The sequence below is a fragment of the Streptomyces sp. S3(2020) genome, from assembly GCF_013044505.1.
Taxonomy (GTDB): domain Bacteria; phylum Actinomycetota; class Actinomycetes; order Streptomycetales; family Streptomycetaceae; genus Streptomyces.
On record NZ_JABERD010000112.1, the window covers coordinates 21,000 to 31,819 of the forward strand.

The following is a 10,820-nucleotide window of genomic DNA, read 5'->3' on the forward strand; positions in this document are numbered from 1 at the left end:
TTCACGGGCGGCGTTTCTTGCCGTCCAGTTCGTCCCACCACTCGTCCGACTTGGGGTCACCGGACGGGTCGTCCCACCAACGGTCCTCAGGGCCACGCCGGTTGGCGACCATCGCGGCGACCGGCGGGATCAGCATCGCGACCACGCACATGCCGACCGCCACGGGGACCGACCAGAGGCGTACGACGCTCCAGGCCAGGACGAAGAGGGCGATGCAGATCCCCATCATGGCGAAGTAGGCGTGGCGTCGCCGTGCGTACATACGTCCAGGGTAGGTCCGCCCAGGCCGAAGGGCCGCACCCCGAGCGGGGGTGCGGCCCTCCAGTCGTTCAGCGTCGCCTCAGACCGCGATCGCGACCTCGGCGAGGCCACCCTGCTGGGCCACGACCGTGCGGTCGGCGGTGCCGCCCGGGATCAGGGCGCGGACGGTCCAGGTGCCCTCGGCCGCGTAGAAGCGGAACTGGCCCGTGGCGGAGGTGGGGACCTCCGCGGTGAACTCGCCGGTCGAGTCGAGCAGGCGGACGTAGCCGACGACGGGCTCGCCGTCCTTCGTCACCTGGCCCTGGATCGTGGTCTCACCGGGCTTGATCGTCGAGGCGTCCGGGCCGCCGGCCTTCGCTCCACACATGTCTTTCTCCAGATTCAGAGGGTCTGACCGGAAGGAAGGCCGGTCGGGTCGGGCGGGGTTGCTTACTTGTTGGCGCCGAGCTCGATCGGGACGCCGACCAGGCTGCCGTACTCGGTCCAGGAGCCGTCGTAGTTCTTGACGTTCTCCACGCCCAGCAGCTCGTGCAGCACGAACCAGGTGAGCGCCGAGCGCTCACCGATGCGGCAGTAGGCGATGGTGTCCTTCGCCAGGTCCACCTGCTCGTCGGCGTAGAGCTCCTTGAGCTCGTCGTCCGACTTGAAGGTGCCGTCGTCGTTGGCGTTCTTCGACCACGGGATGTTGCGGGCGGACGGGACGTGGCCCGGACGCTGCGACTGCTCCTGCGGGAGGTGGGCCGGGGCGAGCAGCTTGCCGCTGAACTCGTCGGGCGAGCGGACGTCGACGAGGTTCTGCGAGCCGATGGCCGCCACGACGTCGTCGCGGAAGGCGCGGATCGCGGTGTTCTGGGCCTTGGCCTTGTAGTCGGTGGTGGCCCGCGTCGGGACCTCCTCGACCAGCTCGCGGGCGTCCAGCTCCCACTTCTTGCGGCCGCCGTCGAGCAGCTTGACGCTGTCGTGGCCGTAGAGCTTGAAGTACCAGTAGGCGTAGGACGCGAACCAGTTGTTGTTGCCGCCGTAGAGGATCACCAGGGTGTCGTTGGCGATGCCCTTCGCCGACAGGAGCTTCTCGAAGCCCTCCTGGTCGATGAAGTCACGGCGGACCGGGTCCTGCAGGTCCTTCGTCCAGTCGATCCGGATCGCGTTCTTGATGTGGTTCTTCTCGTAGGCGGACGTGTCTTCGTCCACCTCCACGATCGCGATGTTCGCGTTGTCGAGGTTGGCCTCGACCCAGTCGGCGTCGACCAGGACGTCGCTGCGGCTCATGCTCTTTCTCCTCCGGGGCAGTTACGGCGGGGCGTGCGGAAGGGTGCGCGGGGCGCACGGATGCCCTGGGGACACCAGGGCGAGGGGATGCGGAGGTCGATGCCGTCCGCTCAGAAGGGGCGACAGAGCATGGCGGCGACGCGGCACAGGTCTACTGCCCGCCGCTTCGTGAGATCCGCCTGTCGCTTCATGCTGTCGATCGTAGGGACGGACAGCGGGGCATGTCACCGGCGTGTCGCATGGTGAGATGCGATCGTCCGGAATGTGGGATCGATCAACCGAGAGGGCTGTCCCCGCGCGGATTCCCGACGGCTGTAGCCGTCGTCACATCTGCGGTACGGACATGACCGTCTCGCCTGTCGGACGTCCTACGTCCTACCCGGCCAGCTTGACGTTCGAACCCTTCACCGTCACCTCGACACCGTCCGGCGCCGCCTCGACCTTGTCGAGCTGCACACCGCCGGGCAGGTCGTCGATCTTCTGCTCGAAGTCGGTGATCGAACGGACCTTGCCCTCCGCGACCTCGACGACCAGGTTCGGCAGGTTGTCCGCGTGCACCTTCACGGTGTCGCCGTCGACGGTGACCGTGCTGAGCACCGGGTACGTCGTCGACTTGCCCAGGGCCGTGACCTTGACGTTCACCTTGACCTTGCCGTTGCCTCCGTCGGAGAGGCCGACGACCTCGGCCGTCACCCCGGTGAAGATCTCCGTCGGTTCGGACCGGGCGGCCTTGAGCAGCTCGTCGTAGGAGATGCTCGCGGTGCCGCTGGCGGTGGCGGCGGTCGCGGAGCTGTAGTCGCCGGAGAAGGCGACGTCCTTGAAGTTCGCCTTGATGTCGTCGATACGGATCTTGTCGCCCGTGGTGCCGGCCGCGGCCTCGTAGTCCTTGATGCCGATCTCGGTGTCGTCGAACTCGCCGGAGACGACCTGGGTGAGGAACGGGAAGCCCTTGATGGACACGTCGGGGGTGGCGGAGAGGTTCTCGGTGGTCCTGAGCTTGTCCGCCACCTCGCCCTCCGCGAGGTGGACCGCGACACGGTCGGCGATCACGAAGAGGCCGCCCAGAATGACGACGACGATCAGAAGTATTCGCAGTGCGCGCATTCTTTGGTGTTCCCCCACCTAGGCGGTCTACGTCCGGCAGTCACCGTAACTCCGGCCGCGGCGCCGACCGGGAGTTTGTCGATCACCTGTGACAAGGCAGGCCAGGGCTTTACCCGAGCGCCCGCCCCAGCAGGTACACCGCCGGTGCCGCGGCGGCCAGCGGCAGGGCCACGCCCGCCGTGAAGTGCACGAAACGGGACGGGTAGTCGTAGCTCGCGACCCGGTGACCGATCAGCGCGCACACCCCCGCGCCCGCCCCCAGCAGCGCGCCTTCCGAGCCCAGGTCGGTCATTCCGCCGACCGCGATGCCCGCACCCGCCGCGGCGAGCAGCGAGACCACCACGGAGGCCGGCGTCGGCAGCGGCAGCGCACGGGCCAGCACCGCGACCGCGACCGAGGCCGCGCCGACCGTCACCGCGTCCGCGGCGGCCGCGAGATAGCCGGACGCGATGATCGCCAGGGCCGCCGAGGCGACGGTGGCCATCAGGCCGTACATGCGGGTGTCGGCGTCGGCGTGCGAGCGCAGCTGGAGGACCAGGGAGAGCAGCACCCAGACGCCCAGCGTGCCGAGGATCGCGGACGGCGCGTGGTCGGACGCCAGCAGCGCCGCGTCCGCGACCAGAGCGCCCAGGAACGCCAGCGCGATGCCCTGCCGGGCGGGCCACATGCCGTTCAGCCGGAACCAGCCGGCCGCCGTCACGGCCTGGAGGAGGACCAGCGGGACGAGCAGGGCGTACGACCCGACGGCCGCCGTGCCGGCGAGGAGCAGACCGAGGAGCGCGGTGAGCGCGGCGGGCTGCATGCCGGGTTCGATGATCGGGGAGCGGCCCTCCAGGCGGGCGCGCTGGGCGTCGGTGACCCGGGTGTTGCCGCCGAGGCTGGCGGGGCCGTAGCCGGAGGAGGCGGGGGTCTCCGGAGCGGGCGCCACGGGGGCCACCGGCTGCGCGTACCCCTGCTGCGGCAGGTACGACGGGTCCGCGGCCGGCGCGACCGGCGCCTGGACCTGCGTCTCCCAGGTCTGTCCCTGCCACTGCTGGGTGTACTGCTGGGCGGCCTGCGGGTCCTCGTACCCCTGCTGCTGCCCGGGCCACGCCTGCTGCTGGGGCTGGGGCTGCTGCCAGTACGGGTCGTACCCCTGCTGGTACTGCTGGCCCTCATACGGCTGGTCGGTCATCGTCACCCTCCTGCGAACGGCGGGAGCACCTCGACCGTGCCGCCGTCGGCCAGCCGTACCGTCTCATGTCCGCGGGTGCCCACGGGGTCACCGTCGATGAGGAACGAGCATCGCCGCAGGACGCTCGTGAGTTCGCCGGGGTGTCGCCCGCGTACCGCGTCGAGCGCCTCGGCGAGCGTGTCCGCGTCGTACGCCTCCTCGGCGACTCCGGCCGCGGACTTGGCGGCGGCCCAGTAGCGGACCGTGACCTTGGGCATCCGGTTCCTCAATCGATCGGCTGTGTACACGGTCAGGCTAGCCGCCCTGTGCGACGGCCCAGTCCCCGATGCGCCGCAGCAGTTCGTCCGGCGCCGCGTTCTCGGCGTGGCCCATGCCGGGCTCCAGCCAGAGTTCGCCGTGGTCACCGGCGGCCGCGGCGAGCATGCGGGGGTGGTCGAGGGGGAAGTATCCGTCGCGGTCTCCGTGGACGATGAGGACAGGGGTGGGGGCGATCCTCGGGACCGCCTCCACGGGGGACAGCGGGACCGGGTCCCAGTCCTGGTGGTGGATCCTCGTCCGCAGGCCGTAGCGGCCCACCAGACGGCCCTCGGGGCGGGTTATCAGCCAGTGGACCCTTCGCATAGGGGCCGTGCCGCGGTAGTACCAGCGAGCCGGTGCACTCACCGAAACCACCCCGTCCGAGTGCGCTTCCGTGCGCCCCTCGCGCCCCGAGTCGTCTCCCGCCCCGTCCCGCCGGTACAGGGCCGCGTGCCGCAGCACGACAGAACCGCCCATGGAGAAGCCGACGGTCACCACACGGGTGTGCCCGAGCGACCGGGCCCACTCCACCGCGGCCGCCAGATCGAGCACCTCGCGGTCGCCCACCGTGGAACGTCCGCCGGAGGCTCCGTGGCCGCGGAAGGAGAACGTGACCACGGCCCCGTACTGCGTGAACGCCTCCGCCACCCGGCGAACATGAGGACGATCCGCGTCGCCGGTGAAACCGTGCGCGACGACGAACGCGAGACCACGCGCGGGTGACGGGGAAGCGTCGTATACGACGGCCGGCGGATCGTATACGGAATCGATCGTCACACCGTCGGCGGTGTGCAGAAACGTCCGTATAGGTGTGCCTCTGTTCGTCTCAGAGTGCGGAATCGGGGTGGATCGCACCACACGACCTGCCGGATCAATGCGCATGTGGGCTATTCTCCTGAACAGAGGACTCGGGCAATGCAGCCCCCGGGTCCTTTTGTGCTTTCGGATCACCTGTATACGAAAGCTACGACCTCGCCGGGACCGAGGAGGAACCAGCCGTATGAGTTCTCTGCTGCTCCTGACCAATGCCCTCCAGCCTTCGACGGAGGTGCTTCCCGCTCTCGGCCTGCTCCTGCACAACGTGCGAGTGGCCCCGGCAGAAGGACCCGCCCTCGTCGACACCCCTGGTGCCGATGTCATCCTCATCGACGGCCGCCGTGATCTGCCGCAGGTCCGCAGCCTGTGCCAGCTCCTGCGCTCCACGGGGCCGGGCTGTCCGCTCATCCTCGTCGTCACCGAGGGCGGCCTGGCCGCCGTCACCGCCGACTGGGGCATCGACGACGTACTGCTCGACACCGCCGGACCGGCCGAGGTCGAGGCGCGACTGCGGCTGGCCATGGGCCGTCAGCAGATCGTCAACGACGACTCCCCCATGGAGATCCGCAACGGCGACCTCTCGGTCGACGAGGCGACCTACAGCGCGAAGCTGAAGGGCCGGGTCCTGGACCTGACCTTCAAGGAGTTCGAACTCCTCAAATACCTGGCCCAGCACCCGGGCCGCGTCTTCACGCGCGCACAGCTGCTCCAGGAGGTCTGGGGCTACGACTACTTCGGTGGCACCCGGACCGTGGACGTGCACGTACGGCGTCTGCGGGCCAAGCTCGGCCCCGAGCACGAGTCGCTCATCGGAACCGTCCGGAACGTCGGTTATCGATTCGTTACGCCGGAGAAGGGTGGGGCTGTCTCGGACGAGGCAAAGTCCAAGAGCGCCCAGCCAAAGCCGGAGGATGCGGACGAGACGGCCGCCCTGGACACGGCCGAGGTCAGTGCCGACGTATAGCGGACATCGGAAACGCTCAGGCGGGGCACAGGGAAGCTCCTTCACGCCCTGCCCAGAGCGGGTCCATCCGCGTAGACTCCGCGCGTGGCCAAGGTAACCAGGGATGATGTGGCGCGGCTGGCGGGGACGTCCACCGCCGTCGTCAGCTATGTCATCAACAACGGACCCCGGCCGGTTGCCCCGGCCACGCGCGAGCGTGTCCTCGCCGCGATCAAGGAGCTGGGCTACCGGCCCGACCGGGTCGCCCAGGCGATGGCGTCCCGGCGCACGGATCTCATAGGCCTGATCATCCCGGACGCCCGTCAGCCGTTCTTCGGCGAGATGGCGCACGCGGTCGAACAGGCCGCGGCCGAGCGCGGAAAAATGGTCCTCGTCGGCAACACCGACTACGTCGCCGAGCGCGAGACCCACTATCTGCGTGCCTTCCTCGGGATGCGGGTCTCCGGCCTGATCCTCGTCTCCCACGCGCTCAGCGACCTCGCCGCCGCCGAGATCGAGGCCTGGGACGCGCGCGTGGTGCTGCTGCACGAGCGGCCCGAGGCGATCGACGACGTCGCCGTCGTCCTCGACGACCTCACCGGCGCGAAGACCGCCGTGGAGCATCTGCTGGGGCACGGCTACCCGTACGTCGCCTGTATGGGCGGTACGGCCGACACCCCCGCCGTCGGCGACCCCGTCTCCGACCACGTCGAGGGCTGGCGGCAGGCCATGGACGAGGCGGGCCTCTCCACCGAGGGACGGCTCTTCGAGGCGCCGTACAACCGCTACGACGCCTACCAGATCGCCCTCGGCGTCCTCTCCGGGCCGCAGCGCCCGCCCGCGATCTTCTGCTCCACCGACGACCAGGCGATCGGCGTGCTGCGCGCGGCCCGCGAACTGCGCATCGACGTTCCCGGCGAGCTGGCGCTCATCGGGTTCGACGACATCAAGGAAGCGGCGCTGGCGGACCCGCCGATGACAACGATCGCGTCGGACCGGCCGGCGATGGCACGCGCGGCGGTGGACCTCGTGCTCGACGACGGGCTGCGGGTCGCCGGTTCGCGCCGCGAGCGGCTGAAGGTGTTCCCGTCGCGGTTGGTCGCACGACGCTCCTGCGGCTGCGCCTGAGGCTCCACGAGCCTTCATGAGGCCTGTCTGAGAAGACTCCGCCCCCGCCCTGTTCCGGCTTTATATCGGGCAAACGAGGTTCTGGCGGCGTTCTCAGGGAGCACTCAGGGAGCTCTCATGGTGGGGCGACAAGCTCATTGCCATGACCGAGAGCTTCCGCCGCGACGGCGAGTACGAGCAGTACGCGAACCCCTACCAGGGCGCCCAGCAGCACGCCTCCTCCTCCCCCGTGAACCCGGAGTGGCCGCCCCCGCCGGCGCAGCCGCCCGCGCCGCAGCCGGTGACCGTCGAGCCGGGTACGACCGTGTGGCCGGCTCAGCAGCAGGCGGCCTACGCGACTGCCGCTTCCGCTGACGGCGGGCACGGCGGTCATGGCGGCGGTACGGCTCTCCTCACCGCGGCCCCGGTGGATCCCTCGGCCCCCGCACCGAAGAAGAAGCGGACCCGGGGTCCCCTCGCCCTCCTCGCCGCCGTCGCGATCGTCGCCGCGGCGATCGGTGGCGGTACGGCGTACGGCATCCAGGAGCTCACCGGCAACGACACGGTCACCTCCAGCAGCACCAGCACCAACGTCATCCCGTCCGCCGACAAGGGCACGGTCTCCGGGGTCGCCAAGGCGGTCAGCCCGAGCATCGTCGAGATCAACGCGACGCTGAGCAACGGCTCCTCCACCGGCTCCGGCGTGATCATCACCAACGACGGCGAGATCATCACCAACAACCACGTCATCTCCGGCGCCACCTCGATCAAGGTCTCGACGAGCGACGGCAAGGAGTACACGGCGAAGGTCGTCGGCACCGACAGCGCCAAGGACCTCGCCCTGATCAAGCTGGAGAACGCCTCCGGCCTCACCCCCGCGACCCTCGGCGACTCCGACGGTGTCCAGGTCGGCGACGAGGTCGTGGCGATCGGCTCCCCCGAGGGCCTCACCGGCACGGTGACCAGCGGCATCGTGTCCGCCCTGGACCGTGACGTGACCGTCTCGACGGACGAGAGCCAGAGCCAGGACAGCCAGGGCGGCAGCGGCAACGGCAGCGGCAGCGGCCAGTGGCCCTTCGAGTTCGGCGGCCAGCAGTTCAACGGCGACACCGGGTCCTCGACCACGACGTACAAGGCGCTCCAGACCGACGCGTCCCTGAACCCCGGCAACTCCGGCGGCGCGCTCATCGACATGAACGGCAACATCATCGGGATCAACTCGGCGATGTACTCGGCCGCGGACTCCACCTCCTCGTCCAGCGCCGGCAGCGTGGGCCTCGGCTTCGCCATCCCGATCAACACCGTCAAGTCCGACCTGGCGAAGCTGCGGGCCGGCGGCAGCGACAGCTGAATCACCTCTGACCAGTAGGGAGTACGTCATGATCAAGCAGGTTTCCCACACGGTGGCCGGCGACGACCCGGCCGGCTTCGCCCTCGCGCTGGAAGTGGCGTACGAACTGAACGCGCCGACGGCGCCGGTGCGGGCACCCGAGGTCGCGGCCCCGGCCGCCCGCCGCGCCGCCCGCGGCCGCAGGGTCCGTACCTGATCCACTCCGAGCTTGGCCCGACAGCCCGGAAACATGCGAGGCTGAGAGCGACCCAGCCCACGCCCCACCGCACCCTGAGGAACCGCGAGCGATGAGCCCCGCCGATGGCGACCGTGACCCCCAGCGCATCCTGATCGTCGACGACGAGCCGGCCGTGCGCGAAGCACTCCAGCGCAGCCTCGCCTTCGAGGGGTACGACACCGAGGTCGCGGTCGACGGCGCGGACGCGTTGGAGAAGGCCACGGCGTACCAGCCGGACCTCGTCGTCCTCGACATCCAGATGCCGCGCATGGACGGCCTGACCGCCGCGCGCCGTATGCGGGGGGCGGGCACGACGACGCCGATCCTCATGCTCACGGCCCGGGACACGGTCGGCGACCGCGTGACGGGACTCGACGCCGGCGCCGACGACTACCTCGTCAAGCCCTTCGAGCTGGACGAGTTGTTCGCCCGCGTCCGTGCGCTGCTGCGGCGCAGCTCCTACGCTGCCGCCGCCGGGGCCGGTGTCCAGGAGGACGAGGCGCTGACCTTCGCGGACCTGAGGATGGACCTCGCGACGCGCGAGGTCACCCGTGCCGGGCGGCCCGTCGAGCTGACCCGTACCGAGTTCACGCTGCTGGAGATGTTCATGGCGCATCCGCGTCAGGTGCTGACCCGTGAGCAGATCCTCAAGGCGGTCTGGGGCTTCGACTTCGAGCCGTCCTCCAACTCCCTCGACGTGTACGTGATGTACCTGCGCCGCAAGACGGAGGCGGGCGGCGAGCCTCGGCTCGTGCACACGGTGCGTGGCGTGGGGTACGTGTTGCGACAGGGCGGGGCCGAGTGAACAGGGTCCTGCACCGGTTCCGGACGCTTCCCATCCGGACGCGGTTGTCGTTGCTGGTCGCTGCGGCGGTGGCGTTCGCGGTGGCGGCGGTTTCGGTTACCTGTTGGTTCATCGTGCAGGGGAAGTTGTACGACCAGGTCGATGGTGACCTGCAGAAGATCGTCCAGCGTCCTGGGCAGGACATGGCCATTCAGCAGGCCGTCAGGAACTGCAACGAGAATCCGCAGAGCAGCACGGGCCTGCTCCGGAACGACTCGTACCTGGAAGTTCTCCAGGCGAACGGAAAGGTCTGTGTCCACAGCGATTCCGTAGGCAAGATCAATGTCGCCGGATCCGACAAGGACGTGATCAAGAGCGGGTCCGCCGGCGAGATCTACTTCCACAACGGCTCGGACGAGGACGGCAACGCCTTGCGTGTCGCGACCGTCCCCTTGTTCGCCGAAGGCTCCAGCACGCCCGACGCGGCCCTGCTCATCGCCCTGCCTCTGAAGAACACCCAGTCCACCCTCAACGAACTCGCCCTCATCCTCCTCCTCGTCTCCGGTGTCGGAGTCATCGGGGCCGGTGCCGCCGGGCTCGCCGTGGCCCGTGCGGGGCTGCGGCCCATCGACAAGCTCACCGAAGCCGTCGAACACGTGGCCCGTACCGAGGATCTGAGCGTTCGTATCCCCGTCGAGGAGGACGCCGAGGACGAGGTGGCCCGTCTCTCCCGTTCCTTCAACTCGATGAACTCCTCCCTGGCCAACTCCCGCGAGCTGCAACAGCAACTCATCGCGGACGCCGGACACGAACTCCGCACCCCGCTCACCTCCCTCCGTACCAACATCGAGCTCCTGGCCCGCAGCGAGGAGACCGGCCGCCCGATCCCCGAGGCGGACCGCAAGGCTCTGCTCGCCTCGGTGAAGGCGCAGATGACGGAACTGGCGTCGCTGATCGGTGACTTGCAGGAGCTGTCGCGGTCCGAGGGCCAGCGCGGCGAACGCGTCCAGGTCGTCTCCCTGGAGGACACCCTGGAGGCCGCCCTGCGCCGGGCACGGCTGCGTGGGCCGGAGTTGACCATCGACGCCGACCTCCACCCCTGGTACGTCCGTGCCGAGCCCGCCGCTCTGGAACGCGCTGTCGTCAACATCCTCGACAACGCCGTGAAGTTCAGCCCCGAGGGCGGCTCCATCGAGGTCCGGCTGACTCCCGACGGCGTCCTGACCGTCCGCGACCACGGCCCCGGCATCCCCGAGGACGAACTCCCCCACGTCTTCGACCGCTTCTGGCGCTCCCCGAGCGCCAGAAGCGGTCGAAGACGTGGGGGAGGTCGTCCTCGGGGATGCCGGGGCCGTGGTCGCGGACGGGCCGACGGCAGGCGTGGCGCGGCCCGGGCCCGCAAGCGCCGCCCGCTGGGCGGCGCTGTGCGCGCGCTCCGAGGCGTCTTCGACGACCCGGTCGCACGGCGCGGGCCCACGTAGGCGCAGGCCAGGGTCG

13 protein-coding genes are annotated in these 10,820 nt (G+C 69.7%); 6 read left to right on the forward strand and 7 right to left on the reverse strand.

The genetic code is table 11. From position 1 onward, the window contains the following. Position 1: 1 nt before the first annotated feature. The 7 genes from HLK59_RS29975 to HLK59_RS30005 form a co-directional block, all read right to left on the reverse strand. Entirely contained in the window at positions 2-262 is a 261-nt protein-coding gene (locus HLK59_RS29975) for a DUF3099 domain-containing protein (RefSeq protein WP_171144675.1), read from the reverse strand. Between the two features lie 78 nt (positions 263-340). Further along, positions 341-628, reverse strand: coding sequence for a DUF1416 domain-containing protein (locus tag HLK59_RS29980; RefSeq protein ID WP_171144676.1), 288 nt, complete (start codon positions 626-628; stop codon positions 341-343). Positions 629-690: 62 nt separating this feature from the next. Further along, positions 691-1,530 carry a sulfurtransferase gene (locus HLK59_RS29985; RefSeq protein WP_171144677.1) on the reverse strand — a complete coding sequence of 280 codons (840 nt, stop codon included), beginning with the start codon at positions 1,528-1,530 and terminating at the stop codon, positions 691-693. Positions 1,531-1,905: 375 nt separating this feature from the next. Then, complete coding sequence (locus HLK59_RS29990; RefSeq protein WP_171144678.1) at positions 1,906-2,634, reverse strand: DUF2993 domain-containing protein; 729 nt, start codon at positions 2,632-2,634, stop codon at positions 1,906-1,908. Between the two features lie 109 nt (positions 2,635-2,743). Next, the gene (locus HLK59_RS29995; RefSeq protein WP_171144679.1) at positions 2,744-3,808 is read right to left on the reverse strand and encodes a hypothetical protein; all 1,065 of its coding nucleotides are present in this window, start codon (positions 3,806-3,808) and stop codon (positions 2,744-2,746) included. Positions 3,809-3,810: 2 nt separating this feature from the next. Then, positions 3,811-4,065 carry a MoaD/ThiS family protein gene (locus HLK59_RS30000; protein WP_171144680.1) on the reverse strand — a complete coding sequence of 85 codons (255 nt, stop codon included), beginning with the start codon at positions 4,063-4,065 and terminating at the stop codon, positions 3,811-3,813. 37 nt (positions 4,066-4,102) lie between these two features. Beyond that, positions 4,103-4,987 (reverse strand): alpha/beta fold hydrolase, encoded by an 885-nt coding sequence (locus HLK59_RS30005; RefSeq protein ID WP_171144681.1) that lies wholly within the window; start codon positions 4,985-4,987, stop codon positions 4,103-4,105. Positions 4,988-5,105: 118 nt separating this feature from the next. Here HLK59_RS30005 and HLK59_RS30010 point away from each other — a divergent pair, with 118 nt between their 5' ends. From HLK59_RS30010 to HLK59_RS30035, 6 genes are all read left to right on the forward strand, one after another. Further along, entirely contained in the window at positions 5,106-5,885 is a 780-nt protein-coding gene (locus tag HLK59_RS30010; protein ID WP_171144682.1) for a response regulator transcription factor, read from the forward strand. An 84-nt stretch (positions 5,886-5,969) separates the two neighbouring features. Further along, the gene (locus HLK59_RS30015; RefSeq protein WP_171144683.1) at positions 5,970-6,992 is read left to right on the forward strand and encodes a LacI family DNA-binding transcriptional regulator; all 1,023 of its coding nucleotides are present in this window, start codon (positions 5,970-5,972) and stop codon (positions 6,990-6,992) included. Between the two features lie 142 nt (positions 6,993-7,134). Beyond that, entirely contained in the window at positions 7,135-8,322 is a 1,188-nt protein-coding gene (locus HLK59_RS30020) for a trypsin-like peptidase domain-containing protein (RefSeq protein ID WP_171144684.1), read from the forward strand. Between the two features lie 28 nt (positions 8,323-8,350). After that, positions 8,351-8,518 carry a hypothetical protein gene (locus tag HLK59_RS30025; protein WP_171144685.1) on the forward strand — a complete coding sequence of 56 codons (168 nt, stop codon included), beginning with the start codon at positions 8,351-8,353 and terminating at the stop codon, positions 8,516-8,518. Between the two features lie 91 nt (positions 8,519-8,609). Next, complete coding sequence (locus HLK59_RS30030; protein ID WP_171144686.1) at positions 8,610-9,344, forward strand: response regulator transcription factor; 735 nt, start codon at positions 8,610-8,612, stop codon at positions 9,342-9,344. Then, positions 9,341-10,804 (forward strand): HAMP domain-containing sensor histidine kinase, encoded by a 1,464-nt coding sequence (locus HLK59_RS30035; RefSeq protein WP_171144687.1) that lies wholly within the window; start codon positions 9,341-9,343, stop codon positions 10,802-10,804. The genes HLK59_RS30030 and HLK59_RS30035 overlap by 4 nt, the downstream gene beginning before the upstream one ends. The last annotated feature ends 16 nt before the right edge of the window (positions 10,805-10,820 follow it).

Excerpts from the sequence above, each read along its gene's own strand:
- HLK59_RS29975 (WP_171144675.1), bottom strand. The coding sequence starts at position 262 with ATGTACGCACGGCGACGCCACGCCTACTTCGCCATGATGGGGATCTGC.
- HLK59_RS30010 (WP_171144682.1), top strand. The coding sequence starts at position 5,106 with ATGAGTTCTCTGCTGCTCCTGACCAATGCCCTCCAGCCTTCGACGGAG.
- HLK59_RS30030 (WP_171144686.1), top strand. The coding sequence starts at position 8,610 with ATGAGCCCCGCCGATGGCGACCGTGACCCCCAGCGCATCCTGATCGTC.
- HLK59_RS30000 (WP_171144680.1), bottom strand. The coding sequence starts at position 4,065 with ATGCCCAAGGTCACGGTCCGCTACTGGGCCGCCGCCAAGTCCGCGGCC.
- HLK59_RS30005 (WP_171144681.1), bottom strand. The coding sequence starts at position 4,987 with ATGCGCATTGATCCGGCAGGTCGTGTGGTGCGATCCACCCCGATTCCG.
- HLK59_RS30025 (WP_171144685.1), top strand. The coding sequence starts at position 8,351 with ATGATCAAGCAGGTTTCCCACACGGTGGCCGGCGACGACCCGGCCGGC.
- HLK59_RS29995 (WP_171144679.1), bottom strand. The coding sequence starts at position 3,808 with ATGACCGACCAGCCGTATGAGGGCCAGCAGTACCAGCAGGGGTACGAC.
- HLK59_RS29980 (WP_171144676.1), bottom strand. The coding sequence starts at position 628 with ATGTGTGGAGCGAAGGCCGGCGGCCCGGACGCCTCGACGATCAAGCCC.
- HLK59_RS30020 (WP_171144684.1), top strand. The coding sequence starts at position 7,135 with ATGACCGAGAGCTTCCGCCGCGACGGCGAGTACGAGCAGTACGCGAAC.
- HLK59_RS29990 (WP_171144678.1), bottom strand. The coding sequence starts at position 2,634 with ATGCGCGCACTGCGAATACTTCTGATCGTCGTCGTCATTCTGGGCGGC.
- HLK59_RS29985 (WP_171144677.1), bottom strand. The coding sequence starts at position 1,530 with ATGAGCCGCAGCGACGTCCTGGTCGACGCCGACTGGGTCGAGGCCAAC.